This is a genomic window from Lysinibacillus sp. NPDC093190, assembly GCF_050280425.1.
GTDB lineage: Bacteria > Bacillota > Bacilli > Bacillales_A > Planococcaceae > Lysinibacillus.
This window is the reverse complement of sequence record NZ_JBNNVG010000025.1, coordinates 45,322-70,859: the sequence shown is the minus strand read 5'-3', so window position 1 is coordinate 70,859 and position 25,538 is coordinate 45,322. Positions and strand designations below refer to the sequence as shown.

The 25,538-nt window shown below is 37.2% G+C and carries 30 protein-coding genes, 1 riboswitch and 1 other annotated feature; of the genes, 24 read left to right on the top strand and 6 right to left on the bottom strand.

The window, feature by feature from the left end:
• Positions 1-36: 36 nt before the first annotated feature.
• The 8 genes from pstC (at position 37) to ACQKOF_RS18345 (ending at position 9,007) form a co-directional block, all read left to right on the top strand.
• Complete coding sequence (pstC, locus tag ACQKOF_RS18380) at positions 37-984, top strand: phosphate ABC transporter permease subunit PstC (protein WP_427560067.1); 948 nt, start codon at positions 37-39, stop codon at positions 982-984.
• 1 nt (position 985) lies between these two features.
• The gene (gene pstA / locus ACQKOF_RS18375) at positions 986-1,864 is read left to right on the top strand and encodes a phosphate ABC transporter permease PstA (RefSeq protein ID WP_370042975.1); all 879 of its coding nucleotides are present in this window, start codon (positions 986-988) and stop codon (positions 1,862-1,864) included.
• A 12-nt stretch (positions 1,865-1,876) separates the two neighbouring features.
• On the top strand, positions 1,877-2,710 hold the full coding sequence (pstB, locus tag ACQKOF_RS18370) for a phosphate ABC transporter ATP-binding protein PstB (protein ID WP_427560064.1): 834 nt from the start codon (positions 1,877-1,879) through the stop codon (positions 2,708-2,710).
• A gap of 12 nt (positions 2,711-2,722) precedes the next feature.
• Positions 2,723-3,382, top strand: a complete 660-nt coding sequence (gene phoU, locus ACQKOF_RS18365; protein ID WP_427560062.1) for a phosphate signaling complex protein PhoU — start codon at positions 2,723-2,725, stop codon at positions 3,380-3,382.
• 1,164 nt (positions 3,383-4,546) lie between these two features.
• Positions 4,547-5,419 (top strand): hypothetical protein, encoded by an 873-nt coding sequence (locus tag ACQKOF_RS18360; RefSeq protein WP_427560059.1) that lies wholly within the window; start codon positions 4,547-4,549, stop codon positions 5,417-5,419.
• A gap of 73 nt (positions 5,420-5,492) precedes the next feature.
• Positions 5,493-6,563, top strand: coding sequence for a mechanosensitive ion channel family protein (locus ACQKOF_RS18355; RefSeq protein WP_427560056.1), 1,071 nt, complete (start codon positions 5,493-5,495; stop codon positions 6,561-6,563).
• A 39-nt stretch (positions 6,564-6,602) separates the two neighbouring features.
• Positions 6,603-6,868 (top strand) — a binding site (T-box leader).
• A 184-nt stretch (positions 6,869-7,052) separates the two neighbouring features.
• Complete coding sequence (gene trpE, locus ACQKOF_RS18350; protein WP_427560055.1) at positions 7,053-8,438, top strand: anthranilate synthase component I; 1,386 nt, start codon at positions 7,053-7,055, stop codon at positions 8,436-8,438.
• Positions 8,435-9,007 (top strand): anthranilate synthase component II, encoded by a 573-nt coding sequence (locus ACQKOF_RS18345; RefSeq protein WP_427560052.1) that lies wholly within the window; start codon positions 8,435-8,437, stop codon positions 9,005-9,007. The genes trpE and ACQKOF_RS18345 overlap by 4 nt, the downstream gene beginning before the upstream one ends.
• 80 nt (positions 9,008-9,087) lie before the next feature.
• Here the strand turns inward: ACQKOF_RS18345 and ACQKOF_RS18340 are convergent, their stop codons facing one another.
• Positions 9,088-9,585, bottom strand: a complete 498-nt coding sequence (locus tag ACQKOF_RS18340) for a hypothetical protein (RefSeq protein ID WP_427560050.1) — start codon at positions 9,583-9,585, stop codon at positions 9,088-9,090.
• 3 nt (positions 9,586-9,588) lie between these two features.
• Positions 9,589-10,041 (bottom strand): hypothetical protein, encoded by a 453-nt coding sequence (locus tag ACQKOF_RS18335; RefSeq protein ID WP_427560101.1) that lies wholly within the window; start codon positions 10,039-10,041, stop codon positions 9,589-9,591.
• Positions 10,042-10,191: 150 nt separating this feature from the next.
• On the opposite strand from ACQKOF_RS18335, the gene rpmG reads away from it, so the two are divergent.
• The 4 genes from rpmG (at position 10,192) to ACQKOF_RS18315 (ending at position 13,379) form a co-directional block, all read left to right on the top strand.
• Positions 10,192-10,341: a 50S ribosomal protein L33 gene (rpmG, locus tag ACQKOF_RS18330; protein WP_008408521.1), complete on the top strand. Its 150-nt coding sequence runs from the start codon at positions 10,192-10,194 to the stop codon at positions 10,339-10,341.
• 65 nt (positions 10,342-10,406) lie between these two features.
• A complete protein-coding gene (locus ACQKOF_RS18325) occupies positions 10,407-10,991 on the top strand; it encodes a 5-formyltetrahydrofolate cyclo-ligase (RefSeq protein WP_427560048.1) in 585 nt (194 codons plus the stop codon).
• 1 nt (position 10,992) lies between these two features.
• A complete protein-coding gene (locus tag ACQKOF_RS18320; RefSeq protein WP_427560045.1) occupies positions 10,993-11,202 on the top strand; it encodes a YqgQ family protein in 210 nt (69 codons plus the stop codon).
• 281 nt (positions 11,203-11,483) lie between these two features.
• A complete protein-coding gene (locus ACQKOF_RS18315) occupies positions 11,484-13,379 on the top strand; it encodes an LTA synthase family protein (RefSeq protein WP_427560042.1) in 1,896 nt (631 codons plus the stop codon).
• 341 nt (positions 13,380-13,720) lie between these two features.
• On the opposite strand, the gene ACQKOF_RS18310 is transcribed toward ACQKOF_RS18315, so the two are convergent.
• On the bottom strand, positions 13,721-13,900 hold the full coding sequence (locus tag ACQKOF_RS18310) for a DUF2759 domain-containing protein (protein ID WP_370042986.1): 180 nt from the start codon (positions 13,898-13,900) through the stop codon (positions 13,721-13,723).
• A gap of 167 nt (positions 13,901-14,067) precedes the next feature.
• Here ACQKOF_RS18310 and ACQKOF_RS18305 point away from each other — a divergent pair, with 167 nt between their 5' ends.
• Positions 14,068-14,712 (top strand): MBL fold metallo-hydrolase, encoded by a 645-nt coding sequence (locus ACQKOF_RS18305; protein ID WP_427560039.1) that lies wholly within the window; start codon positions 14,068-14,070, stop codon positions 14,710-14,712.
• A gap of 423 nt (positions 14,713-15,135) precedes the next feature.
• On the opposite strand, the gene ACQKOF_RS18300 is transcribed toward ACQKOF_RS18305, so the two are convergent.
• Positions 15,136-15,378 carry a DUF2626 family protein gene (locus tag ACQKOF_RS18300; RefSeq protein ID WP_024361272.1) on the bottom strand — a complete coding sequence of 81 codons (243 nt, stop codon included), beginning with the start codon at positions 15,376-15,378 and terminating at the stop codon, positions 15,136-15,138.
• 119 nt (positions 15,379-15,497) lie between these two features.
• Positions 15,498-16,208, bottom strand: a complete 711-nt coding sequence (locus ACQKOF_RS18295) for a helix-turn-helix transcriptional regulator (protein ID WP_427560036.1) — start codon at positions 16,206-16,208, stop codon at positions 15,498-15,500.
• A 332-nt stretch (positions 16,209-16,540) separates the two neighbouring features.
• Between ACQKOF_RS18295 and comGA the strand changes: the two genes are divergently transcribed.
• The 11 genes from comGA to gcvPB all read left to right on the top strand — a co-directional run bounded on the left by comGA (position 16,541) and on the right by gcvPB (position 25,279).
• Entirely contained in the window at positions 16,541-17,560 is a 1,020-nt protein-coding gene (gene comGA / locus ACQKOF_RS18290) for a competence type IV pilus ATPase ComGA (RefSeq protein WP_427560033.1), read from the top strand.
• Positions 17,538-18,611 (top strand): competence type IV pilus assembly protein ComGB, encoded by a 1,074-nt coding sequence (gene comGB, locus ACQKOF_RS18285; RefSeq protein ID WP_427560030.1) that lies wholly within the window; start codon positions 17,538-17,540, stop codon positions 18,609-18,611. The genes comGA and comGB overlap by 23 nt, the downstream gene beginning before the upstream one ends.
• A gap of 10 nt (positions 18,612-18,621) precedes the next feature.
• Positions 18,622-18,960: a competence type IV pilus major pilin ComGC gene (gene comGC, locus ACQKOF_RS18280; RefSeq protein WP_427560027.1), complete on the top strand. Its 339-nt coding sequence runs from the start codon at positions 18,622-18,624 to the stop codon at positions 18,958-18,960.
• Positions 18,960-19,400, top strand: a complete 441-nt coding sequence (gene comGD / locus ACQKOF_RS18275; protein WP_427560024.1) for a competence type IV pilus minor pilin ComGD — start codon at positions 18,960-18,962, stop codon at positions 19,398-19,400. Before comGC ends, comGD begins: the two co-directional genes overlap by 1 nt.
• Positions 19,393-19,710, top strand: a complete 318-nt coding sequence (locus ACQKOF_RS18270; RefSeq protein ID WP_427560021.1) for a hypothetical protein — start codon at positions 19,393-19,395, stop codon at positions 19,708-19,710. The genes comGD and ACQKOF_RS18270 overlap by 8 nt, the downstream gene beginning before the upstream one ends.
• Positions 19,703-20,128, top strand: a complete 426-nt coding sequence (gene comGF, locus ACQKOF_RS18265; protein WP_427560018.1) for a competence type IV pilus minor pilin ComGF — start codon at positions 19,703-19,705, stop codon at positions 20,126-20,128. The genes ACQKOF_RS18270 and comGF overlap by 8 nt, the downstream gene beginning before the upstream one ends.
• Positions 20,106-20,306 carry a hypothetical protein gene (locus tag ACQKOF_RS18260; RefSeq protein WP_427560016.1) on the top strand — a complete coding sequence of 67 codons (201 nt, stop codon included), beginning with the start codon at positions 20,106-20,108 and terminating at the stop codon, positions 20,304-20,306. The genes comGF and ACQKOF_RS18260 overlap by 23 nt, the downstream gene beginning before the upstream one ends.
• Before the next feature lie 19 nt (positions 20,307-20,325).
• Complete coding sequence (locus ACQKOF_RS18255) at positions 20,326-20,844, top strand: shikimate kinase (RefSeq protein ID WP_427560014.1); 519 nt, start codon at positions 20,326-20,328, stop codon at positions 20,842-20,844.
• Positions 20,845-20,985: 141 nt separating this feature from the next.
• Positions 20,986-21,078: riboswitch (glycine riboswitch) on the top strand.
• A 269-nt stretch (positions 21,079-21,347) separates the two neighbouring features.
• The gene (gene gcvT / locus ACQKOF_RS18250; protein WP_427560011.1) at positions 21,348-22,451 is read left to right on the top strand and encodes a glycine cleavage system aminomethyltransferase GcvT; all 1,104 of its coding nucleotides are present in this window, start codon (positions 21,348-21,350) and stop codon (positions 22,449-22,451) included.
• A 25-nt stretch (positions 22,452-22,476) separates the two neighbouring features.
• Entirely contained in the window at positions 22,477-23,823 is a 1,347-nt protein-coding gene (gene gcvPA / locus ACQKOF_RS18245; RefSeq protein WP_427560008.1) for an aminomethyl-transferring glycine dehydrogenase subunit GcvPA, read from the top strand.
• Complete coding sequence (gene gcvPB / locus ACQKOF_RS18240; protein WP_427560006.1) at positions 23,816-25,279, top strand: aminomethyl-transferring glycine dehydrogenase subunit GcvPB; 1,464 nt, start codon at positions 23,816-23,818, stop codon at positions 25,277-25,279. The genes gcvPA and gcvPB overlap by 8 nt, the downstream gene beginning before the upstream one ends.
• A 38-nt stretch (positions 25,280-25,317) precedes the next feature.
• Here the strand turns inward: gcvPB and ACQKOF_RS18235 are convergent.
• Positions 25,318-25,538 (bottom strand): hypothetical protein (locus tag ACQKOF_RS18235; RefSeq protein WP_427560003.1); only part of this gene is annotated, 221 nt, incomplete at its 5' end.

Below are 25,538 nucleotides of genomic sequence, written 5' to 3'. Positions count from 1 at the left end.
ATGCTCTTTCCCTCTCTTATTTGAAAGGAGCACCCAATGGTTTCTCAAAAAGAAAACAAGACATCATCTGTGCAGCAATTAATTGCAAATTCGCGCAATCATAAAACAAAGAAAATAGTGGAAAAAGCAATGCCAACTCTATTATTTTCTGCGGCACTTATCTCTATATTGACGACATTTGGCATTGTTTTCACCCTTATTTTTGAAACGTTTGAATTCTTTAAACGTGTTTCGATTACGGATTTCCTATTTGGTACACAGTGGCTACCGTTTTCAGGAAAGGAACCGTTATTTGGGATATTACCTTTAATCGCTGGAACATTGAAAGTCACACTTATTGCGGTTGTTGTAGCAGTACCATTTGGCATTGCTTCTGCAATCTATTTAAGTGAGTATGCAAGCGAAAAAATAAGACGTACGGTAAAGCCTATTTTAGAGGTGTTAGCAGGTGTACCAACGATTGTTTATGGCTTCTTCGCATTAACATTTGTAACGCCAATGTTACAGCAAATTATTCCGGGACTGAAACTTTTTAATGCACTTAGTCCGGGGATTGTTGTAGGTATTATGATTCTACCAATGATTACGTCACTTTCTGAGGATGCGATGTCATCTGTCCCGAATAGTATGCGTGAAGGAGCTCTAGCTCTTGGAGCAACAAAGTTTGAAGTAGCTATAAAAGTAGTATTACCAGCTGCATTATCAGGCATTATCGCTTCGGTTGTCCTCGCCATTTCCCGGGCAATTGGTGAAACGATGATCGTATCACTTGCAGGCGGATCTACACCTAAATTCGATTTAGATGTGACAGACTCGATTCAAACGATGACTGCGTATATTGTACAGGTTGCAACAGGCGATGCTGGCTATGGTACGACAATTTATTATTCGATTTATTCAGTAGGATTCACATTATTTATCTTTACTTTAGTGATGAATTTAATTGCTCAATATATTTCGAAACGCTTCAGGGAGGTTTACTAGCATGCGCTATATGGATGACACAGTCGTCATGAAACGAATGACAAAGCGTATTACATTCAATAAAGTTTGGAAGTCATTATTCTTCTTAGCAACGACCTTTGCATTAGTGTCACTAGCTATTTTGCTTTATCGAATAATTACACAAGGTGTCGACTATTTAACAATCGATTTTTTAACAAATTTTGCTTCACGATTTGCAGATAAAGCGGGTATTAAGGCAGCTTTAATAGGTTCACTTTGGCTGATGGCAGTTGTTGCTCCAGTGTCGATTATTATAGGTGTAGGGACTGCTATCTATTTAGAGGAATATGCAAAGAAAAATAGACTAAACGATTTTATTCGTATGAATATTTCTAACTTAGCAGGTGTACCTTCCATTGTATTTGGTTTACTTGGGTTAACAATTTTTGTTCGGATGTTGGGATTAGGAAAAAGTGTTTTAGCAGCCGGTTTAACAATGAGTTTATTAATTTTACCAGTGATCATTGTTGCGGCGCAGGAGGCTATTCGTGCAGTATCGAATGAACAACGCGAAGCCTCTTACGGTATGGGCGCGACAAAATGGCAAACGATATTGCATGTTGTGCTACCAGCAGCTATTCCAGGGATTTTAACAGGAAGTATATTAGCGATGTCTCGTGCGATAGGTGAAACGGCACCGCTTGTTGTAATTGGTATCCCTGTTATTTTACAGTTTTTACCTAATGGCTTATTAAGCCAATTCACTGCTTTACCAATGCAAATTTACGATTGGGCAAAACGTCCGCAAGAGGCATTTCAATATGTAGCGGCAGCCGGTATTTTAGTTCTTATGACAGTGCTTTTACTGATGAACTCTATTGCCATCTTTATTCGAAATAAATTCCAAAAACGTTATTAATGAGGTGACCTTATGGTACTGGATATAAAAGAGGAAAAATCTGTTGTCAAATCGATTCATACGGCTACAAAGCCATCTGCTGATGTTGCCAAAAAAGTAGTTTATGATACACGTAATTTAAATTTATGGTACGGTGATCATCATGGTTTAAAAGACATAAATTTAAGCATCTACGAAAATGAAGTAACAGCTATAATTGGCCCTTCAGGCTGTGGGAAATCTACTTATTTAAAAACGCTAAATAGAATGGTAGAGCTTGTACCGAGTGTTCGAACATCAGGTGAAATAGTATATCGTGAGCGCAATATTTTAGATAAAAGCTACACTGTTGAGGAATTACGCACTCGTGTAGGTATGGTGTTCCAGAAGCCAAACCCATTCCCGAAGTCTATTTACGATAATATTGCATATGGTCCACGTATCCATGGCATAAAAAATAAGAAAATTCTTGATGAGATTGTTGAAAAATCTTTACGCGGTGCGGCAATTTGGGATGAAGTAAAGGATCGCTTAAATCAAAATGCATATGGTTTATCAGGTGGTCAGCAACAACGAATCTGTATTGCTCGCTGTTTAGCAATTGAACCAGATGTTATTTTAATGGATGAGCCAACATCTGCACTTGATCCGATTTCTACATTAAAAGTCGAGGAGCTTGTACAAGAGCTGAAAAAAGATTATTCAATTATTATCGTGACACATAATATGCAACAAGCGGCGCGAATTTCTGATCGTACAGCATTTTTCCTAAGTGGAGAGGTAGTTGAATACGATAAAACAGACGTTATCTTCCAAACACCAGCAGATCAACGTACTGAAGATTATATTTCAGGTCGTTTCGGTTAAGGAGGAGATTAGATGGTAGTACGTGAACGTTTCGAACAGGAATTAAAAGAAGTCCAAGAACAATTTGTCGAGATTGCTAATAGTAGTATCAATGCTCTTAAATTAGCATTTGAAGCATTATTAAATCAGGATTTAGAGGCATCCTTAAAGATTCTTGAGGATGATTTAATCATCAATCGTCTTGAAGAAGAAATCAATGATCATGTTATTTTAATGATTGCTAAGCAGCAGCCTGTAGCTACTGATTTACGTCGTCTTATGGTGCTAGTCAAAGCCGCATCTGACATGGAAAGAGTAGGGGACTATGCAGTAAATATTGCCAAAGAGACAATTCGAATTGGCAAAGAACCACTTGTCTTTTCGACAACAAATTTGCAAACGATGTGTAACAAGACTGTGGAAATGCTAGAGAGTATTATCAAAGCTTTTACAGAGGAAGATACTGTTCATGCCAAAGAAATTGCTGAACTAGATGATTATGTGGATGATTTATATGGAGCGACAATAACGCTATTGCTACGTGCAGGAGCTGAAAATCCAGCACATATTTCTCAAATCACACACTTAACATTTGTTTGCCGATATTTAGAGCGCTCAGCTGACCATGCAACAAATATTGCTGAACATTTATTTTACTTAGTCAAAGGTAAACATTATGAATTAAATAATTAGTTAGAGAAGAGCCAATTATAGGCTCTTTTTAGTTTGTCGACATAAGAATAAGTGTATCAATAAACAAAGGTTGATTTTCACTCCGAGTTGGCGCTTTCCGCGGGCTTGGCTTTAACTACTTTCAGCAGGTGTTTGGACACCCACTGAAAGTAGTTAAAGCCTCCGGCGGATGTCACGGAATCGGAAAGGAGTTCTTTGTGCAGGCACAAAGCCGATTCCGGACGCAATTATGCCGAGGCATAATTGGATCAATCTCCTCGTCACTACGTTCCTGCGGGGCTTTCAGCGCAAGCTCATCCCGCTGGAGTCGCTACTCTCCGTGAAAAATCAACAGCTCCTCATCATTAGTATGAGCGGATAAAAACAAAATATTATTATGACTATGATTAACAAATAAAAAAGATCTGGTTATAAAGGAGTGTGTTCCATTATCTTCTATATGAAGAAAGTCTCACCTTAAAAAAAACGAGATGATTTCAACGCTCCTACAAAATACTGATAGTTTAAGACTCACGATTAAATCATCATACAGCTTAATTCAATTAGGGGTAACATTAGTCTGCAAATCAGAGAAGAGCCAATAATAGGCTCTTTTTTCATAGTGTTAAAAAACAAACGGTTAAGGAGATTATTGTAATATGGTGTTGCTTTAAATGAGGATTGTTCCATGCTACTCGCTTTCCTATGGCGAGTATATTGCTATCGTTCCACTTTCGTAAAAACCACTTCTGTTGCCACCGCTCCGCTTTCGCACATAAAAACATTGCTGAAGTTGTGTTTTAACACTATAAATTAGAATAAAATGCCAGAATATACATACTACGCGGAGTGTCTGATTGGAGTGGAGGCTGGGCGACTCCTTAGGGATCAGCGTCACAGATGAGACCCTGGAGCGAGCAAAGCGAGTGAAGCGGCTCATCGGACGCCCCTAGGAAAGCGCCCAGCTGGAACGGAAATCAAACACTCGTTTTATCGAAGTGCCATACTTTATTTAATGAATACTTAATTTTGTAGGCATATAGTTTTCCATGACATTATTAATAACAGCAACATTGTTATTAAAAATAGCGTCAAAATACTGCAAACGTTATTGTATTGTCAAAAATTTATTTTGGTTATACTATAGACATTATCCGAAAAAATGTGCTGCGGAGGTGCTGCTTCGTGAAAGACGATGTAGAATCACTCATAGAGAAATTGGATCTGGAATTCACATCAGAACAACGTGACTTTTTACGTTTTCTATATGAAAACTTACATCTTGAGGAATTAACTAACAAGGAACAACATTTTTTTATTGATTTTTTTTACAAGAGTGAAACATTACGAAATATGGCAGCATTTGCACTTGAATTGGCAGATAGTATGCATGAAATTTGCGAAAATATACAGACTGTTGAGCAAGCCGAACGATTGTCCAATGGAAAAGAGCAGCGCTTGTATTATGAGAGAAAGTGGCAAGGAGCTAGGCGTCAAAAGCTTAATCGTCAAACAATAAAAAAAGGAAACATCCTATATGTTCCGTTTGATGAATACAAAAAAGAAACAGGTCCAATTATTATTTGTCTTGAGCAAACAACTGGTATGGCGGCATATTCTGAGCTTTGTAAAAGCATAATTTTACCTTTATTTATGACCGCGCACCGTGAACGTCGAGATTTATATATCGTTCCATATGACTGTCAAGTTCATGTACATTTTCGATTCGAAAAAGGTCATTTAAATTTATCCGATTTTAAGGATTTTATTGATTATAAGGCAAAAGGAGAATCTGCCGTTCTGCCTGTGCTCCATTTTGTAAAGGGCTTGCTCCAAGAAAATCAACACTGTACAGAGGCGGATGTTATTATTTTTACAGAAGGCACTCCGATCGATGGGCAGCATCTTGTTGGAAAGCAAGCGAAGGCTATACTTGAAGAAATGAAGCGTAAGTACCATGCTGAATTTTCGGTTATCGCTATGCATGAACATAATTTTAATGAGCAGCAATTTTGGTTTGCTAATAAGGCTTTTTTTGCGGATGATGCAATTCAATAAAAACGGAGCTGATCGTCATTGTTGATCGGCTCCTTTTCTGTGAATATACATAGTAGTTAGAGGAGAATGAAATTTGAATTCATTGAAATGGTTATTACCTGATATTTCAACCCCAACGTGGATGGAAGTTATTATTGCCGTTGCACTTTGTGTAATTGGTTGGCTTTTTCAGCAGTTTGTTATAAAGAAAGTTATTAATCGTACTGTTACATTTCTGAGAAATCGTCAGCGTAACTTTCAGGCAACAGTACTTGCACAATTTAATAAAGCGATTCGCTATGCATTTATGTCTGCAGTAATTTTACTCAGCTTATCGATATTATTAGATCTCTTTTTATTTACACATGTAGCGACTAAAAATTTTGTATTGTCTATTATGGTCTTTTTTGCCTTCAAAGGCGTATACGATGTTTTAAATTTTTATACAAAGCAGCCATTACCGTTGAATACCGATGAGGAACCAAATGTCCTGTTACCTTTTTTTCTTCGTATAGGAAAAGTGCTTATTATGATATTGGCGATGTTTACGATTGCTTCTTTCTGGAATTTTAATTTGAATGGCTTTCTAACCGGGATTGGCTTAATTGGTGTAGCGATTGCCTTTGGTATTCGAGATACACTAGCACATGTTTTTGGTGGGATGTCAGTCGCATTAGATAACCCTTTTCAAATTGGCGATTGGATAGCAACAGAGGACCAAAAAATTGAAGGAACCATTGAGGATATTAATCTTCGAAGTACTTTAATTCAAACGGGGGATAAAGGGCTTGTTTATGTACCTAACTCCTATTTGGTAAATCGACCAATCTATAATTTATCAAGACGAGAAAAACGAAAATGTGAGCAATTTTTATTTGTAGCTGCTGAAAATGAAGAAGAAAAACTACGAAGCGCTTTAAGTACCATTCAAAAGGAAATTTATTTGCATGCTCAAACAGAAAAAGAAATGATTTATGTATTTATAGATGAGTTTTATCCAACCTCTTATCGCGTCCTTGTGCGTTTCTATGTGGCAACCAATGATACCGCGGTGATGCTAAATGTGCGTCAGGATATTTTGTTTGCTATTCGTCAAATCTTTCAAGAACTAAATATTAAACTAGCAAATCCAGCTGAAGATGAATGGCTTCGTAATAAAAAATAAATTGAATTGTTAGTTTTTTTACTTTACAATGAATACATGTAATCAGCTTTGATGAAGAGTAGTAGCTATTATTATTTGTTATAGAGAGCTAGTGGCTGGTGGAAACTAGTACAAATAAATAGTGAATGGACTTCGGAGCTCTAATCCTGAATAAAGTATGGATTAGCGTCTGCCTACGTTACAGGGTATAGAGTGGGTCTTTTAACTCTTTCAGCGGATATCCAAACATCAGCTGAATGCAATTATGCCGCGGCATAATTGATGAAGACCAATGAAGGTGGCACCACGGCTTTTCCGTCCTTTTACGATGGAAAGGCCTTTTTTATATGTTTTGGCGGAATGAATAGTGTTTACACAGTTCAAAATCCGGACGTAATGTTTATAGTAGTGAAAGCGAAATGCTAATGAAGCGGCAGCGTCCATTACGCCAATGCATAATTGATAGATTTTGGTGTAGAAGAGCAGAGCGTAGAAAAGGAGAGAAAGAGTATGACAGTTGAGCTTAGAAAGTTTGCCATGAAGGCATTGCAGGGTGATATGATGACGCCAATTTCCGTTTATCAATCACTTGAAGGGGAGCATAAGATGCTTTTCGAATCGTCTGCCAAGCATGAAGAAAGTGGGCGTTACTCATTTATTGCCGTCAACCCAATTGCAGAACTGATAGGAGAAACGAATGGGTATTCTTTTACCAAAGATGGAGAAACAGAAAAATCGAGCGCCAATGTATTAGTAAAATTACAACAGATTATGCCGTTGCATAGGGCACAGTACCCTTTTGCCTTTTTCGGGGGAGCAATTGGGTTCTTTGGTTACGAAACAGCATTTTATACAGAGAAAATAGGTGAATACTTGCAGGATGATTTAGAAATGCCGGATGTTCATATTTTTTTCTATGATACATTCATTGTTTTTGATCATTTAAAGCAAGAGGTAACATTAGCAGCGATTGATTTATTTGATGAAGGGCGTTCCCGTGAAGCGATGGAGCTAGCTATCTTCAAGATGGAGGAACAGCTTTATGCTGGAACAACGTTTGACACCATGACGTTTGGAGAACTAGATTTTAGACCAATGATCGCTAAAGAAAATTTTGTGGGAATGGTTGAACGTGCAAAGCAGCATATTCGTAAGGGTGATATTTTCCAAATTGTTTTATCACAACGCTTCACTTCACCATATACAGGTAATCCTTTCGCTTTATATCGTCAATTACGTACTTCTAATCCTTCACCTTATATGTTCTATATGGATTTTGGTACGTATACCATTTTAGGAACATCTCCTGAAAGTCTCGTTAAGGTGAAGGATCGAAAGGTTACGACAAATCCTATCGCAGGAACGAAGCCAAGAGGTAAAACAGTGGAGCAGGATAACGCGATTGCGGAAGGCTTATTAAATGATGAAAAAGAAATCGCGGAACATCGTATGCTAGTGGATTTAGGTCGTAATGATCTTGGACGTATTGCCAAGGTGGGTTCAGTGAAGCTAATGAAATATATGAATATTGAGCGTTATAAACATGTTATGCATATTGTATCAGAGGTTATCGGCGAATTACGTGATGATGTCCATGTTTTGGATGTTCTCCGAGCGTGCTTACCTGCTGGTACAGTATCAGGTGCGCCGAAAATTCGCGCTATGCAGCTTATCAATGAGCTTGAGCCTGTGAAGCGTGGTGTTTATGCAGGTGCAGTAGGCTATATTTCCGCTACAGGGGATATGGATTTAGCTCTAGCCATTCGGACAATGATTATTAAGGATCATCGTGCTCATGTTCAGGCAGGGGCTGGAATTGTTTACGATTCAGTGCCATTGTCTGAATATGAGGAAACACTGAATAAAGCTCGCGCGCTATTGGAGGTAAAAAAATGATTTTACTGATCGATAACTATGATTCATTCACCTATAATTTGTTTCAACAAATATGTATGCTTGGGAAAAATGTAAAAGTAGTACGTAATGACGAAATGACAGTTGAAGAAATTGAGAAAATGCAACCAGAAGCCATTATTTTATCGCCCGGTCCAGGTACGCCAATTGATGCCGGTATAACAGTGGATGTTGTTAAAGAGCTTTATACGAAATTTCCGATTTTGGGCATTTGTCTTGGACACCAATCGATAGGGCAAGCCTTTGGAGGAAGCATCGTTCAAGCTAAAAATATAATGCATGGAAAATTATCTACGATTCAATACGAAAAAACAGGCTTATTTGCTCAGTTAGACGGTAAAATTGAAGTAATGCGCTATCATTCCCTCGTCATTGAGCAAAACACCTTACATGAGGATTTTAATATTTTAGCAAAGTCCAGTGATGATGGTGAAATTATGGCGATTCAACATAAGGAGTACCCACTTTTTGGGCTGCAATTTCATCCGGAATCCATTGGGACACAAGAGGGCAGTATAATGATGAAAGCTTTTTTAGAACAAATTTCATAAACTAAACAAAGTAGGCTGTCATCAAAAATCAGTAGTTGTGATTTTTGGTGACAGCCATTTTTACAAATAGGAGGGGAATGTTATTGCTTTTTCCCTGTAATCAATTTTGCAATTTCCTCTAAAGGCATCGAAGAATTGACTTCGTACGAACCAATTTGTAAGCTTCGTGCGTATTTAGGATTAGCAAGTAAAAGTTCCATTTCAACACTATTTTCGATGACGCCACCATCTTCAAGCTTTTGCGCCACAGTATATGGTTCCATACCGCTATAAATTTGAAGTGTCATTGTAGTAGCATTTGTCGGTGTATCTGCCGGTTTATGATTGTCTTTAGCCTTTGTTTCAGGTGTATCTGTCTTCTGATTATTTTTCTTTGGAGCTTGCTTATCTTGTTCCTTTAACAATGCAATTTCTTTATTGGCCTGCTCGAGCTTTTTTTGTAGCTCCTCTACATGTTCTGTATTTGTGGAAGCTTTAGTTGGAAGACCAATATTGAGATCAAAACGAGCAGCTAAAGCTAACAATGCTCCGACAAGAAAAAGTGCAATGCCAAATGCACGGATAGCGGATTTATTCATGAATCATCGACCTCCGTTTGCAATCACTTGGCGGACTTGCTCTTCCGTTAAATTTGAACGAATACTTATATCGGCTACAGAAAGACCCTGCTTATTCAGTTCAAGTACCTGACTTATAATAATTTGATGTATAGGTTTCGTTTTTGGAGCAGCTTGTCCTGTTTTCGATGTCTGAGCAGCCTGTTGAACCGCTTGCAGGACCTGTTGAACCTTCGGATTTGGTATAGTGTTAGTTTGCGCTGACTGTGATTTAACCTGAAACTCTGGCTCTAATAACAGCTCCTCCTCAACAATTTTTAGACGACGTTTTAAATTATTTGTTTCTTGAAAAATTGAGATGGATAGCTCCTCTACATCTTGTTCGACTTTTTTCGCACTATTTTTGAAAAAGAACGACGCAATAATTAGGAGAATCCCCACAATCATAAGTATGATGGATAAATCCAATAGCTTCACCTCATTAAGTATGTAATTATAAGGTATTTTACCATATGCGAACTTAATATGAAATGAAGGTAGATTTTTTTTCATTTTATGTTATAATAGGTTAGTCGTATAAATCATGCTCAAAATTTAAATTCTTGATATAGAGTGGGAGGGTTAATAATGCGCGTAAACATTACTTTAGCTTGCACAGATTGCGGCGAACGTAACTACATTTCTAAAAAGAACAAGCGTAACAATCCAGAGCGTCTTGAACTTAAAAAATATTGCTCTCGCGAGAAGAAATACACTCTTCACCGTGAAACTAAGTAATCGCTCATTAAGCCAAAACCACTTGTGGTTTTGGCTTTCTATATTTTAATAGGAGGTAACTTAGCATGGACAAAACAACTTTACGGAACGAGGTAAAAGAAGCTCTTGGCAAAATGAGCGAAGTAGCTTACCACGATCAATCATTTGCTGTAGTAAAAAAAGTGCTACAGGAACCATATATAATAGAAGCAACTATAATAGGTATCACCATTTCTAATATGCCAGAAGTCGACACAATTCCATTAATAGAAGAACTGTGGCAACTTGGTAAAAAAGTCGCTGTACCTAAATGCAATCCAAAAACAAGAGAAATGTCATTTTATGCCATCGAATCATTTGCCCAGCTTGAAACTGTTTATATGCATTTGCGTGAGCCAATTCCAGAGAAGTGTGAGTTTGTTGACGCAAATGAAATGGATGTCATCCTTGTTCCAGGAGTTGTTTTTGATAAGTTCGGCTATCGAATAGGCTATGGCGGTGGTTATTATGATCGCTATGTATTAAACTATACGAAGGGTAAGCTCATGTCTCTGCTATTTAATGAACAGCTATATGAACACGTACCTACAGAAGCGCACGATTGCCCAGTAGATATCATTGTGACACCGACAAAACGTATTGACTGTGTAACACAACGAGGAGCGAACTAAAATGGACAAAATGTTAGATATTTATGAATTATTAAAAACATATGGCACTTATATTTACACACGAGATCCCATTGGTGATTTGATGTTAATGGAGGATGAAATTCGTGAGTTGTATAAAGCGAATGTACTAGATATTAAAGATTACCAAATGGCATTATTACTGATTCGACAAGAAACAACAAAGCTTCGCATGAAAGAAAATAATCGGTAATGTTTTAAATATAATTCATTTGTGGTATTGTAAAGATAATGTAACATGTATGTAATATTCTTAAAAAACAGTGGTTCTCCACTGTTTTTATGATTTACGAAACTTTTTACAAACAAAAACGTATATATTACTATCCGGCGCATATACGAACAAGGAGCACAGTTTTTCCAAAAATATATCTATTGATTATCTGTAAAAAATGGATTAAGATATATTTTGTTTCAGTAACAAATTGTTAAAAATTATTATTTTTTTGTAAGAAAGTAGGGAGGATGTTAGGGATGAAATCAATAAAGTGGCCTAAACATTCATTTATGATACTAGCAATTGTAGCAACTTGGATAAAAACGGTCATTGTTTATAACACAAGTTTTGAGATGAAAATCGAAAATGCAATGCAACAATTTATTTTGTTTATTAATCCATTAAGCTTCGTGCTATTTGCTTATGGTATATCGTTATTCTTTAAATCGCCAAAAGTTAAAAGTCGTTATATCATTACTATCAGTGTTATTTTGTCGATTGTCTTATATGGGAATGTGGCGTTCTATCGTTTCTACAACGACTTTATTACGTTACCGGTATTATTCCAAACTAGTAACTTTGGTGATTTAGGAACTTCAGTAGCAGCGATTGTTAGCCCTTGGGATTTATTGTATTTCGTTGATGTACTTATTCTAATTTTAGCTAATAAATATTTACCTAAAATGAAAGATGCAGTAAAAGTCAATGTGGAATTCCGTCGCGCTTACTTCGTATTAGCGATTGCTGTGTCGTTCTTAAACTTAGGATTAGCTGAAACAGAGCGTCCACAATTGTTAACACGTAGCTTTGACCGTGAATTACTTGTGAAAAACATTGGTACTTATAACTACCATTTATATGACATTTATATTCAATCAAAATCTTCTGCTCAACGTGCATTAGCGGATGGCAGTGAATTAGTAGAAGTGAACAACTATATTCGTTCTAATCAAGCAGCGATCAACCCTCAAATGTTTGGTAAATACAAGGGTCGTAATTTGATTCTTGTTTCGATGGAGTCTTTACAAAACTTTGTGATTAATAATCAAATGGATGGTCATGAAATTACACCATTCTTAAACTCTTTAACAAAAGATAAAGATACGTATTATTTCAGTAACTTCTATCACCAAACTGGATTAGGGAAAACTTCTGACTCAGAGTTTATTACAGAAAACTCATTGTTCGGCTTAGGTCGAGGTGCGGTATTCTTCACGCACGGTGGAAATACGTATAACTCAATGGCTGAGCGCCTTGGAGATAATGGCTACTTTACAAATGTCATGCATCCGAATAATAAATCATTCTGGAATCGTGACATGATGTATCAATCATTACACATTAACAAATTCTATGACATAGATTCATATAAGATTGGCGAAGGGCAAGCTGTTAACTGGGGCATGAAAGATGTCCCATTCGTAGAGCAATCTGCAGCATTAATGAAAGATATGCCACAGCCATTCTATTCTCGACTAATTACTTTAACGAACCACTATCCATTCACATTGGATCCAGAAGATGTAATGATTCCTGAATATACTTCAAACTCAGGTACATTAAATCGTTATTTCCAAACAGTTCGTTATATGGATGAAGCTCTTAAAGACTTCTTCCAAAGTTTAAAAGATCAAGGTGTATATGATAACTCTATTATTGTAATGTATGGTGACCATTATGGTATTTCAGAAAACCATAACAAAGCGATGGCTCAATATTTAGGAAAAGAAAGCATTACACCATTTGATAATGCACTGCTACAAGAAGTACCATTATTCATCCATATTCCTGGATCAGGTGATGGTAAAGAAATGACAGAGGTTGCTGGACAAATGGATTTACGTCCAACAATTTTACACCTTCTTGGCGTTGAAACTTCAAAAGATATGCAACTTGGTGCAGACCTATTCTCACCAGAGCATGAAGATTTCGTTGTTTTCCGTGACGGTCGTTTTGTAACAGATAAATATGTATATGCTGGTGAAGCTTGCTATGACAAAGCAACTGGTGAAGAAATTGATGGTGAGCCATGTCAGCCATACGCTGATCGAGCTACGAAAGAACTAGAAAATTCTGATGCCATCATTAACGGTGATTTACTCCGCTTCTATGATCCAAAGACAGGTAACTTGAAGCAAGGGGCAGCCAAGTAACAATTATGAGATCTCACGTTAGTGAGATCTCTTTTTTGCACTGCTGGGGGTGAGGCACGATGTTCAATCTTCATTTTCCGATTTTTAGCAGAAGTTACGAGCTATTCCCCTCCATATGATGGATACCCAAATAAATAGTGTGAAAACCCCTTTTAACACTTCAATAAGGGCGTATGGAAAATTTTTATGTATAATATCAAATTGAAATTTTAAACGCTCGAAAAGCCAAATAAACAGCTTAAAGGAAAGTGGCTATTATCATTTTTAGAAGGGTATAAATATAAAAACGACAGAAAAAGAGCAGTCTCGTAATGGAGACTGCTCTTTTTTCTGTCTGAATTTTAGTGTAATTTTGGTGGGTATCCGCTATTAATTACAGTCATAATTACGAACCAACCGAATACTACAGCACTTAATAAGTTGAAACCGATGCTTAAAAGGTTCTTTTCTTTCAGTGCTTGGAATGTACCAACTACTGCTAAAATTGCAACTAGACCAAAAATAACCATTAATAAGTTCATTAGAAATTGACACTCCTTTCGACATCAGAAAATGAATGTCGTAACAATATTCCTCCTTAATTGTAAACGTTCTACCTGTTTTTGTCGAGAACTAATATAGCTTAAACTATGAACATTTATCGTCAAATTGTGGCAAAGGTTGTATAATTGTAATTGAGGTGATAACAATGATGAACGTACGAAGTTATTCACTTGGACCTGTCCAAACGAATTGTTATATCGTATCGAATAAAAATAAGGAATGCTTAATATTTGATCCTGGAGAAGAAGCAGATCGAATCATCAAGGCTATCCGCGGTAACAATCTAAAACCACTAGCCATTTTTTTAACACATGCACATTTCGATCATATCGGCGCAGCGGATGCTGTCCGCGAGACTTTTAATGTTCCATTATGGATTCATGAAAAAGAAGTGAGCTGGTTAGGAGATCCAACAAAAAATGGCTCTAGTAAATACGCAGCATTACCAGATTATATTGTCGGTGCCCCAGCTGAAGAAAATATTGTTAAAGTAGAACAGCTATTTGAAATAAGCGATTTTTGTTTTAAAGCTATTTTTACGCCAGGGCATTCACCAGGTAGTATATCATATATATTTGAAAATGATGGCTTCGCTATTGTTGGTGATACACTTTTTGAGCAAGGTGTTGGTCGTACAGATTTACTTGGAGGCTCAACAAAAATATTACTTACATCCATTCATGATAAGCTATTGACTCTACCTGAAGATACTATTATCTACCCTGGTCACGGGAATTATACAACAGTTGGTGCAGAAATGGAGACAAATCCTTTTTTAAATGGTTTCTAAGATTAGCTGATAGAGACGATAGTTAAAAATGGCTCATCACCATAGCGTGGGTTGATTTCCGTTCCGGCTGGGCGCTTTCCTGGGGGCGTCGGGGCAACAGGATGTTGGTCACGAAGGTGTTATCACAGGACGTGATGCTTTTAGCCTTCGTTCCTCTATTGCTGATCCCCAAGGAGTCGCCCAGCCTACACTCCAATCAACTTACAGAGCTTTGTGTTTAATAAATTAAAGCCTAAATTAACTTCATAAAATGAAAAAATCCCTCTAGCATTTCGTAGGATAGATAGAATCTAACCTATTTAATGCAAAGGGGGATTTTACTATGCTTTCATAAATGATCATCTATAATTTCTGCATCTGATGAATAAATTTACATAAAAAAAGCATGTCTCACACTTAATGAGACACGCGTTTTTCTCTGTATTAATGACCGCCACCAGGTACGTGAATGAATGTTGTATAGTACGTGAAGCCAGCAAAGAACACAGTTAAATATGCTCCGAAAATGTACATGTACATACGTTCTGAAAGGTTTAAGAAGCCTAATAATAAGAATAAACCTGTATTACCTACGAATAATAGCGATACTTCGTTCATACCACCAAGGTAGAACATAACTGCAAAAATACCTGTCCAGAATGCCATAACTTTATACATATTATCCATGAAGATTTCCCCTCCTTTTGCCCACGACACAATAATCTCTTACTCATTATAAATGATATGAAAGGTATCTGTAAACTGGAACTTCTTCTTCTTTGTGACAAACAATTGATTTTTAAAAATTAGCTATCGATTTCTGTCACGTTTATTTCATATTTACATAAATCGCAATTATGTATCATGCTATCGATTTGTATTAACTCATTGCTCGAATATAACGCATCTACCTGTCCCTTTAAATAGGATTCATGTAAAGAACAAACAATTTCTGAATGAGTATTAAGCTGCTCCTGGAATGGGCAATTAAAAATGGAGAAAGTCACACTTTTACCATGCTCTGTTTGTTGTACTTGCGGAATATAGCCAATTAATGCTGCATTGTCAGTTAATAGCTGAAGCTTCTGTTCGAAGGAAAGGGTATTATTTAATTGTAACTCAGCATTTACATAATTTTTCATTTGCTGATAACCGTCTTGGTAGCTAATGTCCTGACATTTTTCTAATGCAGACGGTCCAAATTCTTCGATTAATTGGATTGCCCATTTTAATAGTCGATCTTCATCACGTCTAGGGAACGATAATGATACACCTTTATCTGAGGCCTTATAAACACGACCAGGTCTACCACCTTTCCCAGTTTTGGCAAAATCAGCTGTAATTATATTGATTTCTGAGAGCTTTGTTAAGTGTAAACGCGCAACGTTTGGATGGATGCCGAATTTATCAGCGATATTTTGGACCGTTACAGTTTTCTTCTCTTGTAGTATGTACTCATAAATAGAGTATCTAGTTTCATCGGCTAATGTACCAGTAATTTTTAATGGATGGATCATTCTCTTCACCTCTATGTAATTTTTTTGAATATTATTTCTTCTACCAAGTGTAAGTGTAGGAAAAAAATCATGTTGTTTCTATTATATTGCATTATTGAAAAAGATACAGTTCCTTTAGTCATAAATATTAACTTTTTCATAGGATTATGTTCAAATTTAGTGAAAATTTGCATGTTATCCACAATTTTATAGCAAAAAACATGTTTGATAGGAAATTTTATAGCAAATTTTTATTTTAAGAAAAGGGCTTTTCTCGTGATAAGTTTCTATCTATACTAGGAAATAACGAATAGAGCGGTCATATTCGAATGAACCAGAAGAGGGGTGCGAATATGCAAAATTTTGAAACAGTTGTTGAACAAAAATGTGAGCAACTTTTACTAAAAGCCTACCATTTCGGTGCATCAGATTTATTATTAGTTCCAGAGAGTATACGATATCGTATTTATTTTCGAAAATATGATAAGTTACTCCAAGCAGGTGAATTACCAAACGATCTTGCGGAACGAATGATTTCCTTTTTTAAATTTTTATCGGCATTAGATATTAGTGAGCGTCGCAAACCCCAAAGCGGCTCCTTCCAAAAAGCTATGGAACAAGATCAATATGCCTTTCGTGTTTCTACACTTCCCTCGGTATTTTTAAAAGAAAGCCTAATTATCCGACTGCTTCTACAAAATCATTCATTCCCACTTACTTCCTTATCTTATTCCAAGTATGCAGCAAACTTGTTAATGGAACTAGTGAAACATCAACAAGGACTTTTATGTTTCACAGGGGCAACAGGCTCTGGTAAATCAACATCCTTATATTCCCTAATCCATTACTGTTCGACAGAGCTAAATCGACATGTCATTTCATTGGAGGATCCTGTAGAAAATAACCAAGCAAACCTTTTACAGATTCAAGTAAACGAACGAGCTGGCGTTACATATGCTACAGGCTTAAAGGCTATTTTACGCCACTCACCTGACGTCATTATGATTGGTGAAATACGTGATAAAGAGACTGCAAAAATCGCAATCGAAGCTTCGTTAACAGGTCATTTAGTGGTAACGACCATTCATGCCAAGGATTCGGTAAACTGCCTTTATCGATTTATAGACTTAGGTGTTTCAATAGAAGAACTTCGTCAAACTGTGGTTGGAATTGTTGCTCAAACACTTTTCCAATCACCAATAGTCCAGGAGGAACGCCGTGCATTGTTTGAAATATTAAGCGATGTTCATCTTCAAATGGCCATCAAAGCAATTATGCAAAAAACTAGCTATGAGCTACCACAGGATTTAACGCTTGCAGGTCAAAAAGAATTGATAGAGAGTCAGAACTATGCGAATACGAAGGTTTATTGAAAGAATTCGATTGAATTACATGAAGGCAACAAAATGGCGAGTAAGAGAACAAGCTCGCTTTTTTAGTCGATTAAGCGTGCTAATGCACGAAGGTTATTTATTCCCTCAGGCTATTTTAATTCTATTACCTCATCATATTGAAGCGCATGAAGAAATACAAAAGCTAATCAATGAAAAGCTAAGGCAAGGAGTTGGTGTTTCAGGGATTTTTGAAGCATTGCAACTTCCAAAGCAGCATTTAGTCGCCATTACAGTTGCAGAAAACAATGGGGATATGATTGAGACGTTAAAAGGTGTGGCAAAGCAAATGGCTTTAAGTGAAACGACGAAGAAAAAATTAATGAAGCTACTCTTATATCCAATAGTACTCATTTTATTTTTGTTGCTGTTGTTTTTAGTGTTTCGCACCGTATTCTTTCCTAATATAGAAAAAATGGTAACAAGTCGAACTGTTGGCACAGAGGAGACAAGCATTGCTTTATCAAAAGTATTGTTGCATTTTCCCGATGCTTTAATAGTCGCAGGCATAGCAGGAATATGTAGTATTTTGATTTTTCACTTTTATCTCAAACGACATCCGATTGCTCGCCAGTTAAACATTATCCTAAACACGCCATTGATTCGCATTTATGTACGAATGTCTTTGACGAGACAATTTGCTGCTTATTTAGGAAGTCTACTACAAAGTGGATTTTCTTTACAGGCAAGTCTACAAATCTTAGAGGAGCAGCGACTTCAACCGTTTCTACAGTATCTGGCACGATGCATAAAGGAGCGCGTTGTTTTTGGTGATACACTGACACAAGCTGTTAATTTGATGACAGTTTGGCAGAAGGATTTTCCGATATTTGTTGAACATGGAGAGCAAAGCGGCTATTTAGGAAAAGAGCTAGTACTATACAGCGAATTATTGACAGAAAGGCAAGAGCAACTATTGCATAAGATCCTTGCATTTGTGCAGCCAACCTTCTTTATCATTATTGCTATGTGCATCGTTGCCGCATATGTAAGTTTATTATTACCAATATATCACATGATTGAACTAGTATAGGAGGATCATAATGAAACGGATAAAGAAGCAAGCTGGATTTACATTGATCGAAATGCTTATTGTTTTGTTAATAATTTCTATGTTGATTTTAATAACAATCCCGAATGTTACGAAACATTTTGCCACCGTCGATGAGAAGGGCTGTAAAGCGTATATTAGTATGGTGCAGGGGCAGGTAGAGGCGTATCGGGTAGATTTTATGACTTATCCAACAATTGAAGATTTGGTAGCAAAAGGCTATTTGAAGAAGAATGAAACGACCTGTCCTAATAAAGAAGAGATTATGATAACTAATGACGGTGAGGTACGATTGGCGAAGACCTCTTCCGATACTGGTTCAGGTAGCTGATGGATGTTATAAAAAGTGAGCGTGGCTATACGTTTGTTGAAATGCTAATCGTATTGTTTATCGTTATGTGTTTATCAGCGATTGTCGTAAAGTATTCGTTAAAAGCAGCGGAAACGAGGGAGCTTGAGCGATTTTTTACACAAATTCAATTAGATATCCAATATACCCAAACTTATAGTATGCACCAAAGGGAATATATCTCGATGAAATTTGAGAGCTCATCAAAGAGATACATCATTAAAAAGGATATTTTTACAGAATTATATGAACGACCTTTTCCGAAAGGGGTTGAGTTCATGCCTACGTCGAGTTCGATTTACACGATTATATACAACTTCAATGGAAACGTCTTGACCCCAGGAACTGTTTATTTTAAGACGCCCCAAGGCATTAAAAAGGTTGTGATTACGTTAGGACGAGGGAGATCGAGAGTTGAATGAATCTGGTTATTCATTTGTAGAAACGATTTTATCAGTAGTCATTGTCATGTTATTATGCACGACATTAATACCAATTAGCTACACGATGAAAACGACTCTTTATAACAAGAAGTTAGAAGTTATCGCAGCGGAAACTGCCTATGAAGGCTTAAAGCATTTTCGCTATTTACAGCAAACAGAAGGTACTAAAACAATTGAAAATGTAGATTTTCAGTGGTCTATGAATGGACAAGGCATATGTGTAAGCTTTCAAAATACGCGAGAATTACGTAAAAAATGTATACAACTGACAGGTGAAGTCGATGAATGAACGAGGCTATACATTATTAGAAGCGTTGTTTCAATTAGTTGTTTTTGTGCTTATTGCGCATCTTGTTGTGTTCATTATGCTTTGGTTTGCAGAAATGAAAACAACGGTACTATCTAATGAACAATCAAAGTGGGAGCTTTTTGTTTATGATTTGAATATGTATTTACATGATATTTCATCATTTACGATTCGACAAGATCAGAAGAGAATTACCTTCCAAGCAGCAGATACCATTCATCATATTGATTGTTATAGCAATATTATTCGTGATCAAGTAAATGGTGGTCATGTACCAATGCTAATTGGTATTAATAAATGCCAGTTCCAATATGAAAAAGATATGTTAACAGTAGCTGTTGAACTTCCAAGTGGTATCAAAAAGGAGCGAACTTTCTATGTTCCAGTTATTGAAAAATGACAGAGGGGCTATTTTTTTAATCGCAATTGCATTATTATTTTTTGTAACTACTTTTGTTCTTACGTATTGTACGTCTTATGAGATTCAGTTTCGAACATATGATGACCTAGAAAAGCTGAATGTTCGAGCTACGGTAAATTTATTAGGACAAATTTTGTCAGACAGTGTAAAATCGTAGTTATAAGAAGGTGATTCGAATGCGAAAAATATATTTAGTGGGCTTTATGGGCTGCGGGAAAAGTGCGTTAGGAAGGCGTTTAAGTTATTTGTTAAAGATGCCATATTATGATATGGATCATGAGATTGTTAGGCAGCAGGGTATGACAATTCCACAGATATTTGAAAAATACGGAGAAGCACGTTTTCGAGAAATAGAAACAGAATTTTTGAAAAAATTCCGAGACGAAGCTTGTATTATTTCAACTGGTGGTGGAGTTGCAGTTAATGCTGAAAATCGAAAAATAATGAGACGCAGTGGACTCGTGTTTTTTTTAGATGCGACATTCGAAGATATATATAAACGAATACAGCATGATCCGAACAGACCGATTGTACAGAGTTCAACAAAAGAGGAACTAGAGAAGCTGTATCATTACAGAAGAAAGTTCTATCGTGAGGCAGGACATATACAAGTGTTAACAGAGGGGCGGACGATCCGCCAAATTCTTGAGTATTTAGTATTCCAAGTTAAAAGACTAAAAGGCGAACTATCGTGAATTAAAACCAATGTAATGTTCGTGTTTTAATATAAATTAAAAAATGTTTGCCTTTTCAATGCAATTAATGTTAGGATATAGACAAATAAGTAACTTAATGTTCATTGAATACTAAATAGTACCAAGATGAATCTTGGGCGGATGATTGTACGGGGAGAGCACGTATAGACGTCACCGAAGGAGCAAATAACAAAATGTTATGAATCTCTCAGGTAAAAGGACTCGTACAAGACGCAACTCTGGAGAGAGCTGTAGTACAACAGCCACCAAAGGGGAAAGCCGACTGATTGGCATTGTAGTAATGCGAGCCAGTCTGGTGTAACTTTCAGGTTTAAGGACAGAGAATCCCGAAAAGGGGTTCGTCTGTCTTTTTTTATGTCTAAATGTTTTGCTTGTTAGTTCCTTATTTGAATGAACAAACAGGGGAAGCATGATTGTACTAATAAAAAGCAGACGAACTACTACTAGTAAAAAATGTAACTAACAATAAGGGGGCAAAAATAATGACGAATGAATTAAAGCGTACACCTCTATTTGAAGAATATGCAAAGTATGGTGGTAAAACAATCGACTTCGGTGGATGGGAATTACCAGTGCAATTCTCTTCTATTAAAGAAGAGCATGATGCAGTACGTAATCGTGCTGGCTTATTTGATGTATCACATATGGGTGAAATTTTAGTAACTGGACCTGATTCACTAGATTTTTTACAAAATCTTTTGACAAATGATATTTCGAAAATTGCAGTAGGTCAAGCGCAATATAATGCAATGTGCTATGAAGATGGTGGCGTTGTCGATGATTTATTAACGTATAAATTAGCTGACAATCATTATTTATTGTGCGTAAATGCGGCAAATATTGAAAAAGATTATGATTGGATGATGGAAAATCAACATCAATATGATGTGACGATCGACAATCAATCAGATGCTTATGCACAAATTGCCCTTCAAGGCCCATTAGCAGAAGAGGTTCTTCAAACATTAACAGACACTGATTTAAAAACGATTAAATATTTCCGTTTCCAAGCAGACGTTGAAGTTGCTGGTCATAAAGCATTAGTATCTCGTAGCGGTTACACAGGAGAAGATGGTTTTGAATTATACGGCTCTCTAGAAGGTATTAAAGCTTTATGGAATGAAATTTTAGAGACTGGAAAAGACAAAGGTATTGTTCCAGCAGGTTTAGGTTGTCGTGATACACTTCGCTTTGAAGCAGGTCTTCCATTATACGGGCAAGAGCTATCAGCGACAATTTCACCTCTTGAGGCTGGTATTGGTTTTGCTGTGAAATTAAATAAAGAGGATTTTAATGGTCATGATGCATTAGTGGCACAAAAAGAAAATGGACTGTCACGTAAAATTGTAGGCATTGAGATGATCGATAAAGGAATTCCTCGTCATGGCTACAAAGTGTTTAAGGATGGTAAGGAAATCGGTGAAGTGACAACAGGTACTCAGCTTCCTTCCTCTAAACGTAATGTTGGTCACGCATTAATTGACAGCCAATTCGCAACTATCGGAACTGAATTAGAAATCGAAATTCGTGGTAAGCACTTAAAGGTAGTAACAGTTGAAACACCGTTTTACAAGCGTTCAAAATAAAAGTTGAAAAGAGGGACCTACATTTATGAAACATCGTTATTTACCAATGACGGAGCAAGATAAACAAGAAATGTTAGACGTAATTGGCGTATCCTCAGTTGATGAGTTATTTGAAGATATTCCAGAAAAAGTACGTTTTAAAGGCCTGTATGATATTAAAGAAGCAAAATCTGAATCAGCTTTATTAAAAGAATTAACGGCACTTGCTGGGAAAAACAAAGATACAAATGCTAACGTATCGTTTTTAGGTGCAGGCGTATACAACCACTATAAACCAATTATCGTGGACCATGTTATTTCTCGTTCAGAGTTTTACACAGCGTATACTCCATATCAACCAGAAATTTCACAAGGGGAATTACAAGCAATTTTTGAATTCCAAACGATGATTGCAGAGCTTACAGGTATGGATCTTGCAAACTCTTCTATGTATGATGGAGGAACAGCATTAGCGGAAGCAGGTATGCTTGCAGCTGGACATACACGCCGTAAGAAAATTTTAGTATCAGAAACGGTTCATCCTGAGTATCGCGATGTCGTTGCTACATATGCATACGGTCAATCCATTGAAATTGTTACTGTTCCACATAAAGATGGTGTGACAGATGTAGAAGCTTTAAAAGAACTAATGGATGACAATACGGCAGCTGTTATTACACAGTATCCAAACTTCTTTGGTCAAATAGAGGACTTACAAGTAATTGGCGATATTGCACATGAAGCAAAAAGTTTATTTGTCGTATCTTCAAACCCACTTGCACTAGGGGTTTTAACACCACCTGGTAAGCTAGGTGCTGATATTTGTGTAGGGGACGCACAGGTCTTCGGTATTTCTGAAGCATTCGGTGGTCCGCACTGTGGTTTCTTTGCAGTAACGACGAAGCTAATGCGTAAAGTTCCTGGTCGTCTTGTTGGTGAAACAGTAGACGGTGAAGGTCGTCGTGGTTATGTTTTAACATTACAAGCGCGTGAACAACATATCCGTCGTGATAAAGCAACGTCTAATATTTGTTCGAACCAAGCGCTTCTTGCACTTGCAGCTTCTGTAGCAATGACTGCTCTAGGTAAGCAAGGCGTTCGTGAAATGGCTATGCAAAATATCGCGAAAACTCGCTATGCTAAAAATGCCTTTGAAGCGGCAGGCTTCACAGTAGCATTCCAAGGTGCACACTTTAACGAAATCGTTGTGATGACAAATAAATGTGTGAAAGAAATTAATAAAGGCTTAATTGAAAAAGGTATCATCGGTGGTTATCCTTTAGGTCAAACATATGACTCTCTTAAAAATCACGTGCTAATCGCAGTAACAGAATTACGCACGAAGGAAGAAATTGATGCACTTGTTGCAGAAATGGGGGCTCTTAATGCATAACGAAAATCAATCACTCATTTTTGAAATTTCCAAAGAAGGTCGCGTAGGCTACAGCTTAGAAGCACTTGATGTACCAGAGGTTGATCTTGCAGATTTACTGCCTGCAAACTTAGTACGTGCGGAAGCAGCGGAGTTACCAGAGGTATCTGAGCTTGATATTATGCGTCATTATACAGCACTTTCTCGTCGAAACCACGGTGTAGACTCTGGCTTCTACCCTCTTGGTTCTTGTACGATGAAATATAATCCTAAAATTAACGAGGCTGTTGCACGAATTTCTGGTTTTGCCAATGTTCACCCATTACAGGATGAATCAACAGCTCAAGGCGCAATGGAGCTTCTTTACGATCTACAAACTTCATTAGTTGAAATTACAGGTATGGATGAAGTGACATTACAACCAGCGGCGGGTGCACATGGTGAATGGACAGCATTAATGATGATTCGTGCCTTCCATGAAGCAAACGGTGAAGGCCATCGTAATAAAGTTATTGTTCCTGACTCTGCTCACGGTACTAACCCAGCATCGGCAACGGTTGCAGGCTTTGAAACTATCACTGTTAAATCAGATGAAAATGGTTTAGTAGATATTGAAGATTTGCGCAATGTAGTTGGTTCGGATACAGCTGCATTAATGCTAACAAATCCAAATACGCTTGGTCTATTTGAAGAAAATATTATCGAAATGGCAGAGCTTATTCACTCTGTTGGCGGTAAAGTATACTATGACGGTGCAAACTTAAACGCAGTTATGAGTAAAGCACGTCCTGGTGATATGGGCTTTGACTGCGTACACTTAAATTTACACAAAACATTTACAGGTCCTCACGGTGGCGGTGGCCCAGGTTCAGGTCCAGTAGGTGTAAAAGCAGATTTAATTCCATTCCTTCCAAAACCAGTTTTAGTAAGAACAGAGGAAGGAACCTATCACTTCGATTACGACCGTCCACAATCAATCGGACGTGTTAAACCTTACTATGGTAACTTTGGTATCAACGTACGTGCATACACTTATATCCGTACAATGGGTCCAGATGGCTTAAAAGCTGTAACAGAATATGCTGTACTAAACGCAAACTATATGATGCGTCGCTTAGAGTCATTCTACGATCTACCATATAACCGTCATTGTAAACATGAATTTGTATTATCAGGTCGTCGTCAAAAGAAACTTGGCGTTCGTACTTTAGATATCGCAAAACGTCTGTTAGACTTTGGCTATCATCCACCAACAACTTACTTCCCATTAAATGTGGAAGAGGCGTTAATGATCGAGCCAACAGAAACAGAATCTAAAGAAACATTAGATGCATTCTGCGATATAATGATCCAAATTGCAAAAGAAGCAGAAGAAAATCCATCAATCGTACAAGAAGCACCACATACAACAGTCGTAACTCGTTTAGACGAAACACGCGCTGCTCGTACACCTGTGCTTCGCTATCAAAAAGCATAATTAACTGCCATAATAGCGTCCAATGAGTATTTTGTTACTTATTGGACGTTTTTTTTTATTCTTTTTTGATAGACATTAGCAAAGTGACGGATAGAGGAGTCAAAGTGACGGAAGAGGTCAGAGCGTCGGGAAGAAGAGCCAAGGCGACGGATAGGAAACAGAGCGACGGAAAGAAGAGCCAGGGTGACGGAAAGAAAACAGAGCGACGGAAAGAATGATCCAAGCGACGGGAAGAAGAGTCGAAGTGACGGAAAGAATG

Bases quoted from the DNA above. Each gene is read 5' to 3' on its own strand.
- pstC (WP_427560067.1), top strand. From the start codon at position 37: ATGGTTTCTCAAAAAGAAAACAAGACATCATCTGTGCAGCAATTAATT.
- pstA (WP_370042975.1), top strand. From the start codon at position 986: ATGCGCTATATGGATGACACAGTCGTCATGAAACGAATGACAAAGCGT.
- pstB (WP_427560064.1), top strand. From the start codon at position 1,877: ATGGTACTGGATATAAAAGAGGAAAAATCTGTTGTCAAATCGATTCAT.
- phoU (WP_427560062.1), top strand. From the start codon at position 2,723: ATGGTAGTACGTGAACGTTTCGAACAGGAATTAAAAGAAGTCCAAGAA.
- trpE (WP_427560055.1), top strand. From the start codon at position 7,053: ATGACAGTTGAGCTTAGAAAGTTTGCCATGAAGGCATTGCAGGGTGAT.
- ACQKOF_RS18345 (WP_427560052.1), top strand. From the start codon at position 8,435: ATGATTTTACTGATCGATAACTATGATTCATTCACCTATAATTTGTTT.
- ACQKOF_RS18340 (WP_427560050.1), bottom strand. From the start codon at position 9,585: ATGAATAAATCCGCTATCCGTGCATTTGGCATTGCACTTTTTCTTGTC.
- rpmG (WP_008408521.1), top strand. From the start codon at position 10,192: ATGCGCGTAAACATTACTTTAGCTTGCACAGATTGCGGCGAACGTAAC.
- ACQKOF_RS18325 (WP_427560048.1), top strand. From the start codon at position 10,407: ATGGACAAAACAACTTTACGGAACGAGGTAAAAGAAGCTCTTGGCAAA.
- ACQKOF_RS18320 (WP_427560045.1), top strand. From the start codon at position 10,993: ATGGACAAAATGTTAGATATTTATGAATTATTAAAAACATATGGCACT.
- ACQKOF_RS18315 (WP_427560042.1), top strand. From the start codon at position 11,484: ATGAAATCAATAAAGTGGCCTAAACATTCATTTATGATACTAGCAATT.
- ACQKOF_RS18310 (WP_370042986.1), bottom strand. From the start codon at position 13,900: ATGAACTTATTAATGGTTATTTTTGGTCTAGTTGCAATTTTAGCAGTA.
- ACQKOF_RS18305 (WP_427560039.1), top strand. From the start codon at position 14,068: ATGATGAACGTACGAAGTTATTCACTTGGACCTGTCCAAACGAATTGT.
- ACQKOF_RS18300 (WP_024361272.1), bottom strand. From the start codon at position 15,378: ATGGATAATATGTATAAAGTTATGGCATTCTGGACAGGTATTTTTGCA.
- ACQKOF_RS18295 (WP_427560036.1), bottom strand. From the start codon at position 16,208: ATGATCCATCCATTAAAAATTACTGGTACATTAGCCGATGAAACTAGA.
- comGA (WP_427560033.1), top strand. From the start codon at position 16,541: ATGCAAAATTTTGAAACAGTTGTTGAACAAAAATGTGAGCAACTTTTA.
- comGB (WP_427560030.1), top strand. From the start codon at position 17,538: ATGCGAATACGAAGGTTTATTGAAAGAATTCGATTGAATTACATGAAG.
- comGC (WP_427560027.1), top strand. From the start codon at position 18,622: ATGAAACGGATAAAGAAGCAAGCTGGATTTACATTGATCGAAATGCTT.
- comGD (WP_427560024.1), top strand. From the start codon at position 18,960: ATGGATGTTATAAAAAGTGAGCGTGGCTATACGTTTGTTGAAATGCTA.
- comGF (WP_427560018.1), top strand. From the start codon at position 19,703: ATGAATGAACGAGGCTATACATTATTAGAAGCGTTGTTTCAATTAGTT.
- ACQKOF_RS18260 (WP_427560016.1), top strand. From the start codon at position 20,106: ATGTTCCAGTTATTGAAAAATGACAGAGGGGCTATTTTTTTAATCGCA.
- ACQKOF_RS18255 (WP_427560014.1), top strand. From the start codon at position 20,326: ATGCGAAAAATATATTTAGTGGGCTTTATGGGCTGCGGGAAAAGTGCG.
- gcvT (WP_427560011.1), top strand. From the start codon at position 21,348: ATGACGAATGAATTAAAGCGTACACCTCTATTTGAAGAATATGCAAAG.
- gcvPA (WP_427560008.1), top strand. From the start codon at position 22,477: ATGAAACATCGTTATTTACCAATGACGGAGCAAGATAAACAAGAAATG.
- gcvPB (WP_427560006.1), top strand. From the start codon at position 23,816: ATGCATAACGAAAATCAATCACTCATTTTTGAAATTTCCAAAGAAGGT.